This is a genomic window from Thermophagus sp. OGC60D27, from assembly GCF_052400625.1.
Lineage (GTDB): Bacteria > Bacteroidota > Bacteroidia > Bacteroidales > Marinilabiliaceae > Thermophagus.
This window is the reverse complement of record NZ_JBQTGH010000001.1, coordinates 462,151-484,856: the sequence shown is the minus strand read 5'-3', so window position 1 is coordinate 484,856 and position 22,706 is coordinate 462,151. Positions and strand designations below refer to the sequence as shown.

Below are 22,706 nucleotides of genomic sequence, written 5' to 3'. Positions count from 1 at the left end.
GGATTTTACAACTGTACCAGCTCATTCAAATAAACTTCTAAATTTGTATAATTTTCACTTAAGTCGTACTCCCAACCATCAGAAATGAGCATTGGATCCAAGCCGTTGGCTAGCTCCCATTCATCAGGGATTCCATCCCGATCGCTGTCTGTAGGTGGTGGAACAGATTTAAGTTCAGGCCATCCTCCAACATGCGACTGAGTGTCAATTATTCCATTAATGCTTCCATTTCCACCTGTCATAAAGGTCGCAGTTCCTGTTTTAACATCATGGACAATACGAGCATCAACTGTATCGCGCGATATAGAAGCGCCTGCCTTAGCTAAGACCAATTCATAGGCTTCTTGAGCCGAATGTGTGGTAACTGGACCTGGATCTAAAGGTGAATCGAGACGCATATTATTTTTCTCGGTTTCCGAAATGGTGCCGTACTTACTATGGAATTGGTTATAAACACCATAAGTCCAGTTGTCATTTGTGGCAAGCGTTGAGCCAGCCATGTAATTCCCGTCAATATAGAATTTACCCCAGACTCCGGTAGTTGGAAATCCCTCTTCTGTTTCCTTATCAATTGCAATAATTCTAGATGGTTTTGTAGTTGCAGGACCTGGTTTATAATAGCAGTTTACAATATTGACATTCATTGCTTCACCACCATAGCAGCTGTTACCATGCCAGTTGTAAATAACATTATTTCGCAGATCTACCAAGTCGGTAAAAGCGAAGGCATCGCCGTTGGTTTCACCCAACCTGGGGTTGCGACTGTCATGGTGTGCCATTAAGTTGTGATGGAAAGAAGCCTTTTTCCCTCCCCAAATACCTCCGAAGCCATGAGATCCTTTAAAATGTACAGAATTTCGTAAACTTTCGGATATGATACACCACTGCATTGTGAAATTCTCATTTTGGTAAAAAGAGGCACATTCGTCAGTTGACCAACTCATCGAACAATGGTCGATAATGATGTTTTTATGATAACGCCCCCCTAAGGCATCTCCTTCCTGACGTTCGGTGTCTCCCATTCTAAATCTGAGGAAACGAATAATAACATTATCGGCATCCACTGTAACCGGATAATTTCTCAGACAAATGCCATCTCCCGGTGCGGTCTGACCTGCAATGGTAACATCACCGTTTTTAATTTTTAAATTTTCCAATAGTTGAATGGTTCCTGAAACTTCAAAAACAATCGTGCGGGGCCCCTCCTGATTTAAGGCCCATCTCAGGGAACCTTCACTATCGTAATCCTCCAAAGTGGTAACATGATATACTCTACCCCCACGACCACCAGAAGTATAGCAGCCATGTCCTTCCGCATCTGGAAATGCTTTGGTAACACCTACTGGGGACGGGCTGAAATTTAACGATTCAATATCGATGATTTTTAGTTTTTCAGATGAGCTGTTGCCATTGACATCAATTACCTCAACTTTTATTTCTGAGGTGGTTGCATTCATTTCTATCGTTTCGTCAAAAACGAATTCTTTACTATTTTCGAAATTGGTGAACTCCTTAATAAGAGAAGGATTGCCACCATTTGTGCGGATTAATTTTACCTTAGATAAATCAGAGTCACTAGTCACTTTTCCCTTTACCGGAGGTACAAATTGCTTCAAATCAACTACCAATTTATCTCCTGCCGTAAAAGTTATGTTTATTGTATTGTCAGGATTGTCTTCCAAGATATCTTTTTCCTCACTTTGACAACTGAAAAGAAAAAAAACTGATATTAAGAATAATAAATGTTTCATAGTAAAAGGATTTAAGGTGTACTAGGTATTGGTTAATCGAAATCCGGTTATAAAGATTGAATCAAAAGGAATTGGAAACAATTCCTTTTGATTCTTGCAAATTAACATTGAACTATTTACTTCATATTTGGCATCTCTTTCTAAACCTTAGTTCTTGTGGTTTTAATTGAAACACCATAAAAGTTAGTAATACAGAACCGAATGATAATCTCTATATTTTTCCTTTTTATTAAGGAAGAGATTACCACCATCTTGGGTCGCCGGCTCTGTTTTTTACCGTGTTATTAATCAATGTATAATCGTTGTTGTCGGGATCGGCGAAAACAGAATAAATATCGCCTCCCAAGTCCGAGGCTTCGATGGGATAAAGTTCGGTAAAAGTCTCCTCATTGGTTTCCCAGACCAGATCACTGGTTTTATAGTTTTGTGATAGGGATATTAGAGATGCATTGCTTCTCAATCCACGAACTGTAACTTCATCCCCCCAAGCTTTCCCCAATAGACAGTTTTTGATCGTTATACCATCTTCAAATGTTTTTTTATCCAGATCGAAAAAGTATTTTCCTCCGTTAGGGGCGAAACAAGTTGTTACATTTTCTACCGTAAGGGATAATGGTTGCAAGTTGGTTTTTGAAGCACGAACGATGTACCCCTCTACATGCGTAAATGTAGAATTGGTGAGAATTATATTATCAGCACCGGCATTGCCATTATCCAGGTTTATAACGCCATAACCACCAATGGAATCCACTAAGCAATTGTTCATGATGAGGGTTCCGATAGTTGCAGCTGTTTTAACTCGAATGACCCCTCTTTTATAGCGTATTTCACAATTGTTGAAAAGAAGTGAATCTACATGTCCGGATTTTCCAAAATTAAAGACATAAGTAGATCCAAAATCACGATACTTAGCAGGATGATCGGTGAACGTAATATTAGAAAATGAGAATTTGGAAATATTGTCTGCTCCATCACTTGGAAAATCAAAATTGCCATTGACGCGGATGATTGCGTTTCCTTCAAGGCTTAAACCACCTGTTAAAGTAATGGAAGAAGAAAGACGCGCACCGGTAAGCTCATATTCAGTTCCTCCATTTAAAATGATGGTTACCCCTTCGGGATATTCACTTGCCATCTGATCAAAGAAATCCTGAGTTAACAAGGAATATGCGCTTTCGTCATCATATTCCCTAAGATCTACTACATCTCCTTCATAGACTGGGGATGCCACTGTTGAAAAGGCTTGCTTGCCCATATAATTACCCTGATAATAAGCTTTTACGATGTAGTCAGTTTCCTCGGTTAGACCGTCAATTACAACTTCTTTCTGATCTTTTTGAGGTTCTGTTAACACTACACGGGTAACTATAGTATCATTTCGAGACACTACCAAACTGTCATATGAAACTTCAGTCCATGATACCAATGCTTTATTATCTATGACTTTGTTTACCGGATCTAACTTTGTGGGAAAATCAGAAGTGTAAATGGTTTCATGTACAAAATATTCTGATTCCAGTGATTCTCCTACTGCTTTTATTCTTAGAAAATACTTGGTGTCATATTCCAAATTTTCAAATTTATAAAAGTTGGTGTCTGTAACTGCATCCACCGAGATCGACTCGAAAGAATCGACAGAGAGTTCAAGCTGAAAATATTCAACGTTTTTATACTTTTCCCATTCTGCTCTAATCCAGTTACCACCTGTTGTGACATTTTGAATTATAGGTCTAAATAATCGATCGGGAATACCCAAATTGTCATCGTCATCGCAACTGTTGAATGTCCCAAAGAAAACCAATAACAATGCATAAAAAAGTTTTGGTATACTGATTTGGGGTTTAAGATTTCGGGTATTTAGGGGTTTATTTTTCATGATTTTTTGATTTTTAATTTACAACCGAAAAGAAAAAACATAAATCTAAATAATGTTTAAATAAAGGATCAATAAATCAAAATGTAAAAAATGATTTTTAAACCCTTTTAATGTATTTAGTTGACGGTAAATACATGACCATATCCTTCGTTATTTAAATATTGACTGTTTCCTACTGTTGTAGCGGAAATTGGCAACAGATACGGAACTGCCGATAGCCCGGTGTCATCAGTGTAGCCTCTCCAACAACGAATAGTATAACTAGCACTTTCCGAAATTCCCTTCTCTTGATCAACTCTATAAAGGCTTCTTGCCCAACCTTGACGAGCAAAAGCATTTTCATTTCCCTCTTCTTCCAATTCTGCCACATCTACTATATTCTCAGGAATTTCATCGGGGTCGTATTTAGTATTCAGAAAATTAACAATCCCGTTGCTTTTTTGATAATATAAATAATCAGCAAAATTGATATATTGGGTTACTTCGGGATTTGAGACGTCAATATCCAAGGAAGCTTTGCCAATATTGTCCAGTGCTTTCCTGGTTTCCACAATCTTCTTACCGTAAATATTCCATCGCACCAAGTCGAATTTGCGTAAGCATTCTCCGCCAAATTCCCATGCCCGCTCATCAACAATAGCATCAAAGAATTCTTCTTTTGAATTGAGTTGGCTGATGTAGTTTTCAACTTTTGTTGCATGATGTTCTTGATCAAATGCACGTCTTCTCACTCTAGCTAATGCTTCTCTGGCGGTGGCATTAGGACCATCATTCAATTCATTCTCAGCTTCTGCCAACATTAATAATACATCAGAATAGCGCATCAGAGGCCAGTTAATACCCGTTCCTTTGGATGAAGATGCCCCCGGATCATTGGTGAGGTCTAATCGATTCCATTTTCCGATAGCCAGAGAGGTAATGGAGGATACATATTGATCGTTATCATCCTGGTAGTAGATCTTTGAAACAGTGACATCACGGCGCTTATCCTGGTCGTCAAAGGAAAAGTAGTAGGTAGGAGTAAGGTTGACCTGAATGGTTGTTGTTCCTTTTGAGCTGGAGTTAACAACGGTTCCAATGCACCAACCTACATCACCACCATTGGCAGCCAGAAAAGCAACTTCGTAGAGTACATCATCATTGACAGGCTTCTTGAATGTGGACTGATTTTTAAATATAGTCTCAAAATCAGGATTTAATTCTCTGTCTTTTAGTGCTATAAGTTTCTTGCAGTAATCTGCTGCTAACTGGTAATACTCTTTATAGGTACGAGCTGTTTTTACCGTCCCGTTCATGTCGGTGTAAGTTACCGCCAGTGAATCGTTTCCAGCGACGTCGAGATAGTCATCGGCCCTTTTCATGACGCCTTCTTTTGTCATGCCAAAACCAGCACGAAATAAGGCAAGCCTGGCAATCATACCCATTGCAAATTCTCTGTTCATTCTCTCGATACCATCTGAGTATTCATCTGCAAAATACATATCTTCTTCGCAGTTGACCAAATCCTGAATGCAACCGGAATAAATAATATTTTTGTCAGTTTTAGGTACATCGAGCTGCATGCCAGCTTTGGCTGCCTCAGTAAAATAAGGAACATCGCCCCAAAAATTACACAAAAGAAAATAACGGTAAGCTCTAAGGCAGTAGGCCTCACCTAACAACATCTTCATGTCGGGATCTTCATTTATGTTGCTTTTTTTAATCCCCTCGATGCACTGGTTTGCCCGGTCGATGGCCAGATAGTTGTTTTGCCATGCAGAATAAATATCTTTAAAACCGGTTAGTAATCCCCCTTGAAGAGACCATACATCACGTCTGGAGCCATCCGGATTTGCGCCGGGTTGCATCGCTTCTACATCTGTGTTTTGCATCCAAACCGTTGACATGCGGGAGGTGTATGGATCCTGAGCAAACAAGGAATAAACCCCCAATAATGCCTTTTTGGCATCTGTCTTATTAGAGAAAATGTAGTCAGAATCAAATGATGAGGGAGAATTCACATTTAGCTTATCCTCACAGGATGATGAAAGCAAAAGAAGGCAAAACAGAAGTATATTATATTTTTTCATGATTTACACTTTTAAGATTGTTACTATAAAACTATTATAAGCATAATGCACACAATTTCTAATCAAACCTATTTCCTTGGTATTTAAAATTTAATATTCACACCAAAGGTCCAAGACAGACTTTTGGGATAGGATGAATAATCAACCCCCGGTGTAAGTCCGGAAGTAGAAGAACTGCGTACTGGAGAATTGACTTCCGGGTCATAACCCGTATAATTGGTCCAGAGCCATGCATTGTTAATAGTTCCAAACACTCTAAATTGCTTGCATGCAATTAATGAACTTATTCGTTGTGGAAGGGTGTAACCTAATGTAATGTTTTGAAGGCGAAGAAATGATCCATCTTCAATGGCCCATGAATGAGGCAATGTTGTGGAATTTCCAAAAGTGAATGGTGACCACAATGCTTTGGCATTTTCTCCTTCATTCATTTGTCGTAGGGTTTCCAGGTCGGTTACTATTTCACCAGTATTTCGGTCAAGGTAGGTATATCTATTATCGACATGCATCATATCTAACATGTTGGGATAATTAGTGCGATACTGTTGGGTCGATGCTAATTTATTGGCATTGTAAATATCATTCCCGTAAACAAAGTTGAACAGAACAGATAAGTCAATACCTTTGTAAGTGGCATTTAACCCAAAACCTCCGTAAAAGTCAGGATTGGTGTCTCCAATAATGGTTCGGTCATTATCATCGATAACGCCATATCCTTCTTCTCCCGGTGATTGCATATCTTTTAGTTTCAGTGTTCCGGGACGAATACCTATGGCTCCTCCATAGAGTCCTGTTGTTGGGATTCCTTCTTTGAGAATGTATTGTCCGGTGGCTTCGTCGTAACTTTCAAAATCGTTAGTTGTATAATAACCGTCTGTCACCCAGCCATAAATTAAACCGACGGGTTCACCAACCCTTACGCGATAGTCATAATATCCTTTAAGGTCGGTACCTGCCCATCCCGAAGCATATGATTGCTCTTCGATGCCTTCGGCAAGATTTTCAACATTTGTTCTATAAAATCCAATATTAAAATTGGCTGACAATGAAAAATCATGACGTTCAAATATAAAGGCATCCATAGAGAATTCAATTCCTTTATTGGAGGTTTCTCCCACGTTTTCAATGGTGGTTTCGTAACCAGGCGCTACGATTTCACGTTCTATGAGAAGGTCTTCTGCCGAATTCCAATATGCTTCAACGGTTCCAGACATTCGTCCGTTCCATAGACCAAAATCTAAACCTGCATTTCGTGTGATGGTGGTCTCCCACTTGAGGTCTGGATTGGCCAATTGCCGGTTGCGGGCTTCATAATATCCAGTTAATCTGTCACCGATACCATAAGCTTTGGAGGTGTTGATTCTGTATTCCTGTTTATACATTGCGCTTTTAATGCGATTGTTCCCGGCTTCTCCGTAGCTTACCCTCAACTTAAGATGTGATAACCAACTGCTCATTCCCTCCATGAAGGGCTCCTCTGATATTCTCCAAGCCAAAGCTGCGGCAGGAAAAAATCCCCAGTGATTTTTTTCGGGGAACTTGGAAGATCCATCCGCTCTTGCTGTCAATGTTAGCAAATAACGATCACGGTAATTGTATCCGAATCGGCCGAAAAATGATGCCATGTTATCCTCATCATTTACTGCGCTGGATATCTTTATTGTACCATCCGACAGTCCCATATTGGCAAAAATTCGTTCCGGCATAAGGTCTGCACTATAATTGGTGGCATAGATGTAGGAATTACCTCCTTTATTCGTAATAAATTCCTGTCCAATGAGGAAATTAAAACGGTTATTACTGCCTACTTTAAATTTGTAGTTTAGGGTTTGTGCCTGTCTCAGTTTGCGGGCATTCGCCTTTGTCCAGTCAACCAATGGCTCGCCTCCCACATAGGAAGCATTGCTGGTATATTCACCCCAGTAGTTTTGGGTTTCGTCAAAGCCATATCGATAGCCACCATCAATTCGGTAGGTTAAGTTTTCCAATATATCCCAGGTAAGACTACCAGAGAAGTAAAAACTCTTCCGAAATTTGCGCTTCCAATATTGTGAAGCCCTTTCTGAGAGGGTTAGATTGCTCCGAAGCCATTGTTCATACTCATCGTCCGAAAGAGTATTTGGGTTCACTTCAATAAAATCATCCAAGCCGTTCACAGGTCCTTTAGTAACCGCTTCGGAGGTTCTTACTTTGTAGGTGCCGCCTGATGTTCCCGAACCATTAATCGTGGCATCAGACACCCGTGCATTAACATCAAATTTAAGATTATCCAATATTTTATGGGTCAGTTTGAAGTTGACGTTATAGCGTTCGTAATCGTTGTTATCCATAAGGCCGCCATCGTAATTCCATGTGCTGCTGAGGGCGTATTTGGTTTTTTCGTTGCCTCCTGTTACGGACAGATTATGCTGTTGAGATATCACATCAGCCCCAAACATGTCGTCCTGCCAGTCGGAACCCTTTTGATATTTATATAGTTCCAGGTCATCATACACGCCAAATTTATTTTGAAAACCATTTAAGTAGTCTTCACCTCGAATGGCAGCCAATTCATAATTGAGCATTGTATACTCATATGAATCAAGGACATCAAGTCGTCTTGCCAAGCGTTTGGTTTGAATGAAACCATTGTACGAAACATCTGTCTTTCCTCCTTTGGCACTTTTGGTGGTGATGATGACAACTCCGTTAGCTCCCTGAGATCCATAAATGGCTGTCGAGGAAGCATCTTTCAACACATCAATGCTTTCAATATCTCCAGGTGCAACATCGTTTATACTTGAGACAGGAAATCCGTCAACAATATATAGTGGACTGTTATCACCGGTGATAGATCCTCCTCCTCTCACCCGAACAATCATTTCGGCATCGGGAGAGCCATCCGCCGTTGTTATATGTACTCCGGCCAAACGACCAGACAAAGCCTGAGATACATTGGTAACCGGCATTTGTGATATGGTTTTTCCTGACACCGAGGCTACCGATCCTGTAAGGTCTCGTTTGGTAATGGTGCTGTAACCTATTGCTACCACCTCATCCAGTCCAATCACACTCTCTTCCATGGTGATGTTAATTTGTGTCCGATTTTGGACAGCAACTTCCTGGGTCTCCATTCCTATAAAGGTAAATACCAAAACAGCATCCCCAGGCACTTGAAATGAATAGTTACCATCTACATCGGTAATGGTTCCTGTGGTGGTACCCTTTATGGTTATGGTAACTCCAGGGAGTGGTTCTCCTAGCTTATCGGTAACCACACCTCTGATCATTCGTTCTTGTTGACCAAAGGCAGCCAGTGTAAAAACTGACGTAAGCATTAGAATGTAAAATCTTAGAAACTCAATCTTTCGCATAATAAAATCTGATTTAATGTTTTAAATTAGATAGTTTTAAAAGACAGATATTGAAATAATTCGTATGGTAAAAACTGTTAAATATCCGTTTAAGCGTTTACAATTATATTTGAAAAAAAACCGTTTTTATGGAAAAAATTGTTTTAAAATGTGTATTTATTGATGTGCGGTTTGGGAGATAAAACTTTAAGATATTGGAGTAAAGATTGGTGTATGTGGAGAAAATCTATGAATGGGGCTTCTGTTTCTTGTATTAGGATTACTTTTATTTGACCGCATCGAGTTTGGCTGGGAATTGATCGCTGAGCCCTCAGCCAATGCCTGTTTTTTTAATTTTTATTGTTGTTTTGAATACTTTCGGGTTATTTTTTGCATCTTCTTCAATAGAGAAGCTTTAGGTAAAGTGCATTTTTTATAGGAGTTTTCTCCATGAAACGTCTGATATTTCTACCCGGTGCTGGTCTTGTGGAGGTGGATTGTAAGCTTCCCTTTTTTAGGACAATGCTAAAGTAGAATTTTTCTTTTTTTCGAAACCAATTTCTAAAAGCTTTTAGGGAATTTTCAGTTTCTGTCAAGGATATATAAACGGCTTCGTTCCTCAGCCGCCCTTGACAGAACCACCTTGCTCACTGAATATGCATTTAGAATTTTGGTTTCAAAAAAAGAAAAATGTCTATTTTAGAGCTGCCCTATAAAGGGTAAGTCTACAATAAGCAAGCATGAATAATTATAAGCAAGAGATTTTAGACAAGATTTGTTTCACGGAACTTGTTTATGACAGAATTAATAAGAAACTGAATGTCAACCTATCTAAAGGAGAAATTGAAGAACTGATTTTTGCAATTATTCAGGAAACAGACGAATCTGAATTTAAAAAAACAGGTAAAAATATTTACATTTCAAATAGAGAAAGGAATACTCGACTAACAATTAATTCCTATACGAACAGGATAATTACAGCCGATAAATTGAACAAGAAAACAACGAACCGCTAACAATAAAAATACGTAATGCGGGGTGATTTAGTAAATTTGAACATTTAAGCATTAAATAACAGTGCAGCAGTTTGATAGTGCAGTGCTTTTTAAATTCTGTAGCTTATATTGGATTTTACGCGTTTGTCTATTCTATTAATTTGTTGTGATTTGTTGTCTTAATTGCTCAACAACCTGTTTCACTTCTGCGGCATTCGGATAAAGAGTTAATGTCTCTTCACCAAAGCTTAAGGCTTTTTCGCCATCATTATTATCCAGATAAAATTTTAGAAGTTCCAATCGACTGTTTAAGTCGTTTACAACTTGTATTTCATATTTAAGATATTCTTCCGCTTTTTGTTTATCCTTCATAAAGTCATACATCATGGCAATGTTATGATTGACTCTGGGCCTGTCTGGTGCCAGATCTCTGGCTTTCAGAAGTGCGTTTAAGGATTCATCGTATCGGCCTATTTCCGTGAGAAGTAGTCCCAGAGAATAATAGGCCTCAGCATCATTGGGTTCTGTTTTCAGATATTCCCGAAACAGTTGTTCAGCCTTTTCATTTTGTCCTTTCCGATTATATAAATAAGCCAGATTGAGCTTAATAAATGTCAACTGGTTATCCTGTTCAAGGGCCGCTTTATAATATTTTTCGGCATTGTTTAGGTCATTCAGGTTGTAATAAAAGTTGGCCAGATTAAATTTTCCCACAGGGAAATCACTATTGTAGAGTAGTACTTTTTTATACTCTTTCAGTGTCTTCTGATAAGCTTTTTTGTATTTGGCCGGGATGCTGTTTTCTCCTGTTTGCATTAATTTTTGCACCGCCTCGGTCCTTACTGCTTTGGTTGCATCGGAAAGTCCGTCCAATAGCCTATCGATATTCTTGCCGGTTGGTTGAAGAATGGTTCGAATGGCAGAAAGTCGGATGGCAGGCTCGGAATGTTTCAGATAGATATCTAAAATGGTTTCGAGCGTATCGGGGAAATAACGTCCCAGATTTTCCAATGCCAGGCATCGGATGTTTGGCGGGAATAACTCGTCTGCCACCATGTTTTTTAGTTCGGTTGCAGCCTCTGCTTTGCCATTTTGAGCATCCGCAAAAGCTTCTGAATAATGGCGTCTTCTTCGTTCGCCAAACCATTTGGTGATGTGTTGGTCCGACCACTCATTGCTTTTGTCGGTGTGGCACTGGTTGCAGGCGTTAGGAGTTCCGTGTTTAATAGAGAGATCCGGACGGGGAATGCGGAAGCTATGGTCGCGTCGATAATCGACCCCCATATAATACCTTCCGTGCATATGACAGTTGATGCATTCGGTTCCTGAACCAACATTATATTTTACCCCAGATTCGGAAATGACGGAGTACCCTTCTTCTCCGGGATATTTATGGTGATGGTGTTCATAGGTGTCATAAATATCACTGCGGTGGCATTGCGTACATAACCGGTTGTCATCGTATAAGCGTTCTCCGCTGTGTACGTTGTGACAATCGTTGCATTGCACTTCTCTGTTTTTTCCAAACATTTTACTCTGAAGAAATGAAGCATATACATAGTCTTCATCTTTGATTTGACCGTCAATAAACCAGCTTGGTTCTTCCGGTAAATTGGGGACGGAATGATCATAGATACTTGCGGTGGAATGGTCAAAATCGCCCAGAGAGGATTTTCTGGAATGGCAACGCACACAATTATCCACATACTGGACATTGTTAATGCCACTGGTTTTTACTACCAATCCATAGTTGTGGATGTTTTCTCTGGAATATTCCGGCAGGTTGGCCCATTCTACATGTTTGGAACCGGGGCCATGACAGGCCTCGCAGCTCACATCAATTTCCGAGTAGGTGGTGTGGTAAGTGTCGGTATTAAGGTCATATCCTTTTACAAGATTGGTGGAATGGCATTCGGCGCACATGCTGTTCCAGTTTTGGGCTTGGTTGGTCCAATGCAACCAGTTATTGTGATCAATAACTTCATTTTTGTAGATGGAATCAGCCATGTGATACCAAGTGCTATCGAGGGTATTCCAGGTAAGTGGCAGAGTCTGCAAACGTCCGCCGTCAAATTCGACCAGATATTGTTGAAGCGGCGTAAAGCCAAAAACATATTTTACCTCAAATTCGTGCATTAGGCCATCTTCTCCATCGGTATAGACAAAAAAACGATCATCCTTTTTGTACATCTTGTGGATTCTTCCACGGCTTTTCAGGGTGACACCAGAAAAATTCCCCAGTACAGTGGAGTCGCTGGCCACATCCATAGCTTTGTCGTGATGCGAGCCTACCCAGTCGTTATATTCACCCAGGTGACATTCCTTACAGCTTTCTTTACCGACAAAGCGAGCTTCCTGCTGTATGGGGAGATAAACCGGAGCGCTAAAGGCATATTTCAATAACAGATAGGCAGGAAGCAAAAAAACAAGGATGATTCCCAACAGACGTGCCGTTTTTTTATAGGATGAGAGATCCATATTAAATGTACTTAACTTGTGATTGATGGTATTTATTGCGCCTTTGAGGGTTGTTGATGTCGATCAGGATACGGTTGTTTTGGAATGCAATAGGGAAGAAATCCAGAGGGCGGGTTGCTGGTGGTGACAATACCTCCCCATTGGTGCTGAAGGCCGATGCATGACATGGGCATTCAAAAGATTGTTTCAAGGTATTATAGCCAATGGTGCATCCCAGATGTGTGCATCTGGATGAGAGTGCCATAAAGCCCCCATCCGGGAGTCGGTGTAAGTACAGTCTTTGAGTTCCAAATGGATATATTTTCCCCTTATCAAAAGAGGATACTTCTCCTGCATCAAAATAGTTATCTACGTTTTTAATCTGTTTCCGGGGCTTGAGAAGACGAAACAGAATATAGATAAACTGGAAAGAAACAAGAGCGTATAAAAACTTTCTGAAAAAATTTCGACGATTGATTTGTATTGGTTTCATTATTGCCTTTTATCTGCTTTATGCCGGATCTTTTATTTATATCTTGAAAATAATGACTAGTCAGAATATTAGTTGCATCCCTTCTGCTCTCAGGAAACTCCCAATCAACATCATGGTAATATATGCCACAAGAATGATGGTTACCCAGCCGATTATCATTTCAATGCGCGATGCTGCAATCTTTTTACCCAGAAAAATCATAAAACAACAGACCGGTAACCAATACAAAATGGTTGGGATTACCCCTGTGCTGATAATTATTGGCCAGGCTTCCAGCCAATGGGTAAAATCAAATACTTTATCTGACAAGATGATGAAGACAAAGGTAAAGATGAACGAAAAAAGCCCTGATGTGAGGGTGATTTTTATCCCTTTTTCAGAGTAAAACCATTGTCCCGGTTTTAATTGTTGATAATTGAAAAAGGGAATAGCCGCAAAAAATGTGACGACAGACAATGGTATGATAAATGATGAAAAAAGAGGATGTACATGCATCAGTAATTCTTGAAAACCCATAAAATACCAAGGAGCCCGACTGGGATTGGGACTGACCGCCGGTTTGGCTTTATCTTGAAGGGGAGCATCTACGAACATGGAAAAAAGCAGCAGTATCATAAGAATGCCAAGGGCAACTACCGCTTCTTTATAGATGAGGTTTGGATGAACCGGTACCTTTGTTGTCCTTTCAGCCTCCGGAAGGGCTATCCCGCCTGCCTTTCGTACCAGCCAAAAATGAATGGTCATCAAGAAGACCATGAGGAGAGGAAGGAGTCCTGTGTGGAAATGATAAAACCTTAGCAAGGTGCCTTCACCAACGCTGGTGCCATCCCTGATTATATTGGCCAAGCCCTTTCCAATCAGAGGTATATAGCTTAATAGATTGGTCATAATGGTAACTGCCCAGTACGAAAGTTGATCCCAGGGTAATAGGTAGCCGGTAAAGTTGGAACTTACGACCAAAAACATCAATAGCAACCCGTAAATCCAATTTTTACGTCGCTCAAAAAATAGGGACTGCGAATAAAAGACTCTTATCAGATGAAGAAAAACTACAACTACCAGCAACATAGCACTCCAGTAATGGAGGTTGCGAAGCAGATTGCCAAAAATAATTTCATTTTTCAAAGTGAGGATGGAATCATAAGCCTGATCTGCAGAGGGAACATAGACAAACCGGAGCAGCATGCCGGTTATGAACAAGATAAAGAACAACAAAGCTGCAATACCGCCTAATCCAAAGGTCCGGGTAATAGCAATAGCCCTGCTGTCAATTTTGTTAGGATGAAGGTGAAGTATGAATTTTTTTATGGCCTTGCTGGTTGATGAATCCCCCCTCATGATGATTTGAAAATTTTAAGAATCATACGATTATGCAAAAATATAAAAAAGCGTTTCCAAATTGATATGAATAAGGGTTCAATCTCCTGCTGAAGGCTTAATTATAATGAATATAAACCAAGAGGTCTGGTGAACTTAACTTGGTGGCATCAAGCTATTTGCCTCATTCGCAACTATAAAATTCCTTTATCTTTTAAAACTTCTATATCATTTGGTGTGTCGATGGACCAGCTTTCCAGGTCGGTTTTTCTTGTGGTAATGATGTATCCGTTTTCCAACCATCTGAGTTGTTCTAACGATTCTGCGGTTTCCAAAGGGGTCTGATGGAGCAAGGTTATTTCCCGGAGAATGTCGCTTCTGTAAGCATACAATCCAATGTGAATAAAATAGTTGTGATGGATGTGCCACACTTCCTCGGGGGTGTTTCTCAGATATGGGATGGGAGAACGACTAAAATATAAGGCGTTGGCATCTTTGTTTAATACCACTTTGGGTTTGTTGGGGTCAAAGAGTTCCCGATGGTTTTTGAGCGGTTTTACCAATGTGGCAATTTCTGTATCGGCATTGTGGAAACAGGACGTTAGTTTTTCTATTTGTTTCGGATTGATAAAGGGTTCGTCCCCTTGAATGTTGACGACAACTTTATAATCGTGTCCATGCATCGCTTCTGTTTTATCAAGGGCTTCTTTGCATCGGTCGGTACCGCTTCTATGGGTGTCGGCGGTCATAACGCATTGTCCGCCGAAGCGGGTCACTGCATTCATTATTCTTTGGTCATCCGTGGCTACCACGACCTGCTTTAAAGCTTTTGATGCTTGTTCATAGACCCTTTGAATCATGGGTTTGCCGCCAATATCTGCCAGCGGTTTTCCAGGAAATCGGGTGGAGGCATATCTTGCAGGAATAATTCCCAGTATTTCTTCAGTTTTCATATCGTGCTTTAATTGATTCCTTTTAGGATGGATTTATCAGGGTCTAAAATTATAAAGATGATTTTGTTTTAGAAAATACTAATTTATGGAATTACAAAATGGAAAAACGGACAAAGAATAGTAACTTTGTCAGGTAGTACTGAAAAAATAGCAGTTTATCATGATCAATATACAACAAATTAAACAGCGATTTGGAATAATCGGCAACTCAGAAGCTCTGAACAGGGCTATTGATGTTGCCGTTCAGGTGGCCCCTACCGATTTGTCGGTATTGATTACCGGGGAAAGCGGTACCGGAAAAGAGGTGTTTCCCCAGATTATCCATCAACATAGTGCTCGGAAACATGGCACTTATGTGGCGGTAAACTGTGGGGCTATTCCCGAAGGAACCATTGACTCGGAACTGTTTGGCCACGAAAAGGGGGCCTTTACCGGTGCTTATTCCGACCGGAAGGGATATTTTGAAGAAGCCAATGAAGGGACCATTTTTTTGGATGAGATAGGTGAATTGCCTTTGGCCACCCAAGTGCGATTGTTGAGGGTGCTTGAAACCGGTGAATTTATGCGTGTCGGATCCTCACGAATACAAAAAACCAACGTCAGGGTGGTGGCGGCCACCAACGTTAATTTGGAGAAAGCGATCAAAGAAGGAAAATTTAGGGAAGACCTGTTTTATCGTCTTAATAGTGTTCCCATTAAGATTCCACCCTTGCGCGAGCGTGTCGAAGATATTTATTTACTTTTCAGGAAATTTGCATCCGACTTTGCCGATCGATACCGCATGCCGGCAGTAAAACTTGATTCGGGTGCACGCGAAATACTGGAGAGATATCGATGGCCCGGGAATATTCGGCAATTGAAAAATATTACCGAGCAAATATCCATCATTGAGCAGGAAAGGGTTTTGACGGCCGGTGATCTGGAAAAATACCTTCCTTTTCACTCGGGGGATAACCTTCCGGCTCTGGTTGGAAATAATGAAAATCATTTGGGCGGTGCAGACTTTGCCAATGAAAGGGAAATCTTGTATAAGGTGTTGTTCGATATGAAGCGGGATATGAATGACCTGAAAAAGCTGGTATTGGAAATCCTTCAACATGGAAGTGAAGTTAACTTGAAAGATGAAAATGCAGAAATTATTCAAAATCTTTATCACGACGCTGCTCAGGATTTAAGTAATGCCCGACTGATTAAGAACGGGCCGGTTGTTTCTTTTAAAGGACACCCGCAAAATGATCCGTCTCGTCAACATCCGGAGCATCATAATATTGAGGACACGGAAGAATTTGTGGAAGAATCGCTTTCTTTGGAGGAGAAGGAAGTGGAGCTGATCAAAAAAGCTTTGGAAAAGCATGGCGGAAGACGGAAACAGGCTGCCAAAGAACTTGGTATTTCTGAACGCACTCTCTATCGTAAAATCAAAGAGCACAATATTGAAGGATAAAAGTTTATGCGTAAAACGGTATTGAATATTAAAAAAACAGGTATGGGGTTTGGCTGGATTAAACAATTAAAGGCTGCGATAGTGAGAAGCTGGGGGGCCATATTTGTGATTCTTTTTGTTCAGGGGTGTGCTATTCAGATGACTTTTGATGGTGCTTCCATCCCGGAAAATGTTCGCACGGCGTCGGTGCAGATCTTTGACAACCGAGCCGCCTACATTAATCCTGTTCTCAGTCAGACGCTCACCGAAGCATTGAAAGATCGGGTTATTAACGGTTCCCGGCTCACCTTGGCCGATGGAACCGGCGATGTGGATTTTTCGGGTGAGATTACCGGTTATGAAACTTCGCCACTGGCTATTCAAGCCGATGCCGTCTCGGCTGAAACCCGGCTGACCGTGAGAATTAATGTCAGGTACGAGAATTTTAAAGATCCTGAAAAAAGTTGGGAGTCTTCATTCTCGGCCTATCGGGACTTCCCGAGCGAACAAAATATTACTGCCATAGAAGATGAATTGGTCAGTGAAATAGTGGAGGAACTTACCGAAAATATTTTTAATAAAGCATTTGCCGATTGGTAAAAAAGATGTTTCTATGGCCCGAATGCGACTGATTGACCTGCTGTCTGATCCCGGTAAACTGGATGATCAAACCCTGGTAATGCTGAAAGAGGTATTGGAAACTTATCCCTTTTTCCAGGCAGGCAGGATGTTATGGATCAAGAATCTTCATGTGTTGGATCATATCCGGTTCAATAGTGAACTAAAATTGGCAGCGGCTTACATCCCTGATCGGTCAAAACTATTTTTCCTGATCAATGATATGCCCGTGGCTGCCCCGGCGGAACCCGCGCCCCAGCCAGTAGATGTGGAAGCCGTGCCGGAGGATATGATTAATTCGGGCCAGGATCAGCCTCAAGAGATTGACGTTCGTGTGCCGGAGGAAGATCAATCTGCCCCGGACAGTCTCCTGACGGAAAAGGAGGAGGAAACGGTTGATGGCAGGGTGGATGATCCCGCACAAAAAACCGGGGATGATGCCAATTATTTCAATGTGGATGATATCATTATTTCCGCTACGGGGGAAGAAATTAGTCTGTCCGAATTGTCGGGCAATCCCTTTGATGATGGCTCCGAGGATGCGGGAAATGAGTCTGTGGAAGAGGCATCCCATGATTTGATACTACCTGCTGCCGACCTGCTGGATTATGAAAGAGACATTAGCTCAAAAGGGTTCTCTGTTGAATATGATTTGTCGCAACCCCCGGTCGTTGATTTTAATGAAAGTCGATCCTTTTCCGAATGGCTTTATCTATTAAGGCATCAACCTATTCATCAAGAACCGACGGCACAACCCGAAGAGCGTGACGCGGCGGAAAAACCAAAACAGCGCAACAAAATGAATCTGATAGATAATTTCCTCAATAATGCCGGTAGTCAGAAACGCATTGTGCCGGGGGATGATTCCTCTCTGTCGGATCAGGATTTTTCGGTTAAAAGCCTTCAGGAAAGCGACGATTTGATGACCGAGACTCTTGCAAATATTCACATCAAACAGGGACGTTATCAAAAAGCGATTGAGATATTCGAACGATTGCGTTTGAAATATCCCGAAAAAAGTGTTTACTTTGCAGACCGTATAAAAGAAATGGAAGATCTTATTAATAATCAGTAATTAAGAGAATATGTATCAATTTATTTCAGTTTTGGTGATTTTGATTAGTATATTATTGATACTGATAGTTTTGGTTCAAAATTCCAAAGGTGGCGGATTGGCTTCTAACTTTTCTGCTTCCAACCAGGTTATGGGGGTTCGTAAAACCGCCGATTTTTTGGAAAAAGCAACTTGGACGCTGGCCGGCGGACTTTTGGTATTGTCATTGGTGGCAGTTATGTTTTTGCCCAATGGCACAGGACGAGCAGGATCAGCAATTGATGAAGAAATTCAGAATATGAATTTACCGACTCAGGAACTGCCGAACTTCGGAATTGGAGAGGGAACAACGACCGAAACCGAAGGTTCGTCGCAAGATAGCTTGTAGGAAAAAACGATTTTGACAGAATGATGACAGAGTGTCAGCGTAGGCTGACACTTTTTTTTTGCCCTATGGCGAAATAGCTGGAAGGGTGGCGGCGAGGCTTGTTGTGTTTCAAATGAGCCTTTTGCAACCATTTATTGGCTACTTGGAAGGATAGTCCGGCTGAAAAAATGTCTTTCTTTTCGGCAGGCAGACTGAGACGAACCTTTGGCACAGTTTGTGATTAAAAGCAGGGCGGAATAATTAATTTGTTTAACGTCTAAATGAATATAGAAATGTCAACGTTGAAAGGAAAAATTCTTGCCGGTAAGGTTTTGGTAAAACCACAGGCAGCCGAAGAAAAAACTTCAAGTGGTATTATCATCCCCGATTCAGCCAAAGAAAAACCCCTAAAAGGTGAAGTGGTTTTAATCGGTGCCGACAAAAAAGATGAACCCATGGAAGTTAAAGCCGGAGACGTGGTTTTGTATGGTAAATACGCCGGAACTGAATTGAACATTGATGGTGAGGATTATTTGCTCATCTCACAGAGTGACATTCTTTACATCGCTTAAACTAAAATTAAAAAACGAACAAAATTTTTAGACTATGGCTAAAGAGATAAAATTTGATATTGATGCCCGTGAACGGCTTCAGAAAGGGATCGATCAGCTTGCCAATGCTGTAAAAGTGACATTAGGACCTAAAGGTCGTAACGTTGTTATCGATAAAAAATTTGGTGCACCTCAAATCACGAAAGATGGTGTTTCTGTTGCCAAAGAAGTTGAGTTGAACGAACCATACGCCAATCTTGGTGCTCAAATGGTAAAAGAAGTAGCCTCCAAAACCGGAGACGATGCCGGTGATGGGACCACAACCGCTACAGTGCTTGCTCAATCGATTGTTAAGGTAGGACTGAAAAATGTGACTGCCGGTGCCAACCCCATGGATTTGAAACGTGGTATTGATTTAGCTGTTGCTAAAGTGGTTGAAAGCATTCGCAGCCAGGCTAAGGTGATTGGTGCTGATAACAGTAAAATTGAACAGGTAGCCCGCATCTCTGCCAACAATGATGAGGAAATTGGTCGTCTCATAGCTCAGGCTATGGAAAAAGTGGGGCACGAAGGAGTTATTACGGTTGAAGAAGCCAAAGGTATCGAAACTACCGTTGAAGTGGTTGAAGGAATGCAATTCGACCGGGGCTATATCTCTCCCTATTTTGTTACCAACACTGAAAAAATGCAGGCCGAATTGGACAATCCTTACATCCTGATCCATGACAAAAAGATCAGTACTATGAAGGATTTGCTGCCGGTATTGGAACAAACTGCTCAATCCGGTCGTCCGCTGCTTATCGTAGCTGAAGATGTTGATGGTGAAGCTTTGGCTACTTTGGTGGTTAACCGTCTGAGAGGCTCCTTGAAGGTGGCTGCCGTTAAAGCACCCGGATTTGGGGACCGTCGTAAAGAAATGCTTCAGGACTTGGCTGTCTTGACCGGAGGTACCGTTATTTCAGAAGAAACCGGGTTGAAGCTGGAAAATGCTACCATGGAAATGCTGGGTCAAGCCGAAAAAGTAACCATCGACAAAGAAAATACGACCGTTGTGAATGGTGCCGGCGATAAAGCAGCCATCGATCAGCGTGCTCAGCAAATCAAAGCTCAAATTGCCAATACCACTTCCGATTACGACAAAGAGAAACTGCAAGAACGTTTGGCCAAACTGGCCGGTGGTGTTGCTGTTCTTTACGTTGGTGCTGCTACTGAAGTGGAAATGAAAGAAAAGAAAGACCGCGTAGACGATGCTTTGAGCGCTACTCGTGCTGCTGTGGAAGAAGGTATTGTCCCCGGTGGTGGCGTTGCCTACATTCGTGCTATCGAAGGTCTTGAAAACATGAAAGGTGAAAATGAAGACCAAACCACCGGTATCGAAATCGTAAAACGTGCCATCGAAGAACCTTTGCGTCAAATTGTCGCTAACGCCGGTAAAGAAGGTGCTGTTATTGTTCAGAAAGTTAAAGAAGGTAAAGATGCTTTCGGATACAATGCTCGCATTGATGAATATCAAGACTTCTTTGAATCAGGTGTTATCGATCCCGCTAAAGTGACTCGTGTTGCTTTGGAAAATGCTGCTTCAATCGCGGGTATGTTCCTTACTACCGAATGTGTATTGGTTGAAGAAAAAGAAGAACAACCGGCAGCTCCTGCCAACCCCGGAATGGGCGGCGGAATGCCCGGCATGATGTAATCGGTTAATCGATCATCATTTAATCTTAAAAAAAAAGGGTGTCTGATCAGACACCCTTTTTTAGTATTTCATAATGCTCTTTAAACCACCCGACAAATTCTTTTAATCCCTCAGGGAGTTTTGTTTGCGGTCGATATCCAATCATCTTTTGAGCTTTTTCGATGTCGGCGCAGGTAACGTCCACATCGCCCGGCTGCATGGGCAACCGTTCAATTTTGGGTGAAATAGCCGTTGCCAGACTGATTTCTTTTACCAGATCGTTTAAGGAAACCGGTTGATTATTTCCCAGATTCAGCACTTCAAATACCGATTCGTGAGTCAGAAGGTAATTGATAACCCCAATAATTCCGCTGACAGTGTCGGATACATAGGTGTAGTCACGAGCGGTGGTGCCATCACCAAACAATGTGAGCGGTCGACCCTCCAACATCATTCGGGTGAATTTATGTATGGCCAGATCCGGCCGTTGACCCGGACCATAAACCGTAAAGAATCGCATGTTGATGATATCAAAACCGGAAAGATGGTGCCAGGTATGATTGAGCAGTTCGCAAGATTTTTTTGAAAAAGCATAAGGAGAGATGGGGTGGTCCACATTGATGTTTTCGTTCCATGGCCTTTGGGGATTGTTGCCATAAACCGAAGAAGAGCTGGCAAATGCCAGTTTACGAATGTGGGCAGTTTTCATGGCATCTAATACCACCCTCGTAGCCGTTATGTTGTTTTCAATATAACTCTGTGGATCAGCGATGCTTGGTCGTACACCTGCTTTCCCTGCCAAATGAACGACGATATCCGCACCATTAGAAAAGATGTCTTTGACCGACGACTCATCTCTCAGGTCTTTTTCATAAAAAGTGAAATTTTCATAATCCAGACATTTTTGGAGATTGAGCCGTTTGATGTCCAGGCTGTAAAAGGGATCAAAATTATCAATGCCTATTACTTTATGACCTTCATGGAGAAGGGTTGCGGACAAGTGAGACCCGATAAATCCGGCGCAGCCGGTTACGATGATTGTATTCATGAGTTATTTTTTTGCTGTTTTAAGTGTTGGGGTGTTCTGTCTGAAGATAATTTTCTGCCATTGTTTCGAACCGCTAAATGCCAATTGTGCACACAAAGAAAATAAGACCCATATTGCAGAATTAACCTAAAAAACATACCGAACTCCCCTTGCAGCGAACAATGGATTATTATGATAGGCAAAGTAATAAAAATTACCATGTGTCGCAAAGAAAGAATAAGGTATTTGTCAGAATTAGAATAGATGAAGCAAACAATTCAGAAAAGGGTTTTGTTTCATCCGTATAAATTATATCTAAGTTATTGGTCGAATGGAACTCACATGGCTTGGCCAAATTTATACATGTACTTTTGTGGCAAAAGTCGCCATGCTCGTTTCATCCGTATAAAAATGGGTTAATCCATTGGTCGGATGGAACTCGCAAGAACTAATCATGCTCTTGTGTGAGGCATACTTTATCATGGATCGTTTCATTTCAAAAGTTTTTTGTCTTCATCAATTTATGGATGTATCGTTTTATTTTTATGAAAAAAATTGTCTTTATATTGGTCTGATGAAGCTCACATGATTTACCTGAATTTTATATATGTTCTTTTTTGGTTCGGATCGACACAGCAAAGGTTTAGGATTTCTTTCTGCATGCTGCAGCGGCTCGTCTAACGTTTAAGATTTGTTCCTGCACACTGCAGCGAGTCAGCTAACGTTTAAGATTTGTTCCTGCACGCTGCAG

17 protein-coding genes are annotated in these 22,706 nt (G+C 41.1%); 7 read left to right on the top strand and 10 right to left on the bottom strand.

What is annotated here, in order from left to right; all coding sequences use genetic code 11:
• Window positions 1-5: 5 nt before the first annotated feature.
• From ACT29H_RS01935 to ACT29H_RS01920, 4 genes are all read right to left on the bottom strand, one after another.
• Window positions 6-1,751: a pectate lyase family protein gene (locus tag ACT29H_RS01935; RefSeq protein WP_444819905.1), complete on the bottom strand. Its 1,746-nt coding sequence runs from the start codon at window positions 1,749-1,751 to the stop codon at window positions 6-8.
• A gap of 241 nt (window positions 1,752-1,992) precedes the next feature.
• A complete protein-coding gene (locus ACT29H_RS01930; RefSeq protein ID WP_444819904.1) occupies window positions 1,993-3,627 on the bottom strand; it encodes a DUF5123 domain-containing protein in 1,635 nt (544 codons plus the stop codon).
• Between the two features lie 116 nt (window positions 3,628-3,743).
• On the bottom strand, window positions 3,744-5,696 hold the full coding sequence (locus ACT29H_RS01925) for a RagB/SusD family nutrient uptake outer membrane protein (RefSeq protein WP_444819903.1): 1,953 nt from the start codon (window positions 5,694-5,696) through the stop codon (window positions 3,744-3,746).
• An 83-nt stretch (window positions 5,697-5,779) separates the two neighbouring features.
• Window positions 5,780-9,049, bottom strand: coding sequence for a SusC/RagA family TonB-linked outer membrane protein (locus tag ACT29H_RS01920; protein WP_444819902.1), 3,270 nt, complete (start codon window positions 9,047-9,049; stop codon window positions 5,780-5,782).
• Between the two features lie 719 nt (window positions 9,050-9,768).
• Between ACT29H_RS01920 and ACT29H_RS01915 the strand changes: the two genes are divergently transcribed.
• A complete protein-coding gene (locus tag ACT29H_RS01915) occupies window positions 9,769-10,044 on the top strand; it encodes a DUF3781 domain-containing protein (RefSeq protein WP_444819901.1) in 276 nt (91 codons plus the stop codon).
• A 135-nt stretch (window positions 10,045-10,179) separates the two neighbouring features.
• Here the strand turns inward: ACT29H_RS01915 and ACT29H_RS01910 are convergent, their stop codons facing one another.
• From ACT29H_RS01910 to kdsB, 4 genes are all read right to left on the bottom strand, one after another.
• On the bottom strand, window positions 10,180-12,501 hold the full coding sequence (locus tag ACT29H_RS01910; protein WP_444819900.1) for a multiheme c-type cytochrome: 2,322 nt from the start codon (window positions 12,499-12,501) through the stop codon (window positions 10,180-10,182).
• 1 nt (window position 12,502) lies between these two features.
• On the bottom strand, window positions 12,503-12,973 hold the full coding sequence (locus ACT29H_RS01905; protein ID WP_444819899.1) for a QcrA and Rieske domain-containing protein: 471 nt from the start codon (window positions 12,971-12,973) through the stop codon (window positions 12,503-12,505).
• Between the two features lie 60 nt (window positions 12,974-13,033).
• The gene (locus tag ACT29H_RS01900) at window positions 13,034-14,311 is read right to left on the bottom strand and encodes a cytochrome b N-terminal domain-containing protein (RefSeq protein WP_444819898.1); all 1,278 of its coding nucleotides are present in this window, start codon (window positions 14,309-14,311) and stop codon (window positions 13,034-13,036) included.
• A 173-nt stretch (window positions 14,312-14,484) separates the two neighbouring features.
• On the bottom strand, window positions 14,485-15,243 hold the full coding sequence (gene kdsB / locus ACT29H_RS01895) for a 3-deoxy-manno-octulosonate cytidylyltransferase (protein ID WP_444819897.1): 759 nt from the start codon (window positions 15,241-15,243) through the stop codon (window positions 14,485-14,487).
• Window positions 15,244-15,403: 160 nt separating this feature from the next.
• Between kdsB and ACT29H_RS01890 the strand changes: the two genes are divergently transcribed.
• The 6 genes from ACT29H_RS01890 to groL all read left to right on the top strand — a co-directional run bounded on the left by ACT29H_RS01890 (window position 15,404) and on the right by groL (window position 20,949).
• Window positions 15,404-16,687 carry a sigma-54 interaction domain-containing protein gene (locus ACT29H_RS01890; RefSeq protein ID WP_444819896.1) on the top strand — a complete coding sequence of 428 codons (1,284 nt, stop codon included), beginning with the start codon at window positions 15,404-15,406 and terminating at the stop codon, window positions 16,685-16,687.
• Between the two features lie 6 nt (window positions 16,688-16,693).
• Window positions 16,694-17,266 carry an LptE family protein gene (locus ACT29H_RS01885; RefSeq protein ID WP_444819895.1) on the top strand — a complete coding sequence of 191 codons (573 nt, stop codon included), beginning with the start codon at window positions 16,694-16,696 and terminating at the stop codon, window positions 17,264-17,266.
• Window positions 17,267-17,279: 13 nt separating this feature from the next.
• A complete protein-coding gene (locus ACT29H_RS01880; protein ID WP_444819894.1) occupies window positions 17,280-18,359 on the top strand; it encodes a tetratricopeptide repeat protein in 1,080 nt (359 codons plus the stop codon).
• A 10-nt stretch (window positions 18,360-18,369) separates the two neighbouring features.
• Window positions 18,370-18,726, top strand: coding sequence for a preprotein translocase subunit SecG (secG, locus tag ACT29H_RS01875; protein ID WP_444819893.1), 357 nt, complete (start codon window positions 18,370-18,372; stop codon window positions 18,724-18,726).
• Between the two features lie 272 nt (window positions 18,727-18,998).
• Window positions 18,999-19,277: a co-chaperone GroES gene (locus tag ACT29H_RS01870; RefSeq protein ID WP_444819892.1), complete on the top strand. Its 279-nt coding sequence runs from the start codon at window positions 18,999-19,001 to the stop codon at window positions 19,275-19,277.
• A 34-nt stretch (window positions 19,278-19,311) separates the two neighbouring features.
• Window positions 19,312-20,949 carry a chaperonin GroEL gene (gene groL, locus ACT29H_RS01865; RefSeq protein WP_444819891.1) on the top strand — a complete coding sequence of 546 codons (1,638 nt, stop codon included), beginning with the start codon at window positions 19,312-19,314 and terminating at the stop codon, window positions 20,947-20,949.
• Window positions 20,950-20,995: 46 nt separating this feature from the next.
• On the opposite strand, the gene ACT29H_RS01860 is transcribed toward groL, so the two are convergent.
• The gene (locus ACT29H_RS01860) at window positions 20,996-21,976 is read right to left on the bottom strand and encodes a GDP-mannose 4,6-dehydratase (protein WP_444819890.1); all 981 of its coding nucleotides are present in this window, start codon (window positions 21,974-21,976) and stop codon (window positions 20,996-20,998) included.
• 336 nt (window positions 21,977-22,312) lie between these two features.
• A complete protein-coding gene (locus ACT29H_RS01855; protein WP_444819889.1) occupies window positions 22,313-22,450 on the bottom strand; it encodes a hypothetical protein in 138 nt (45 codons plus the stop codon).
• Between the last annotated feature and the right edge of the window lie 256 nt (window positions 22,451-22,706).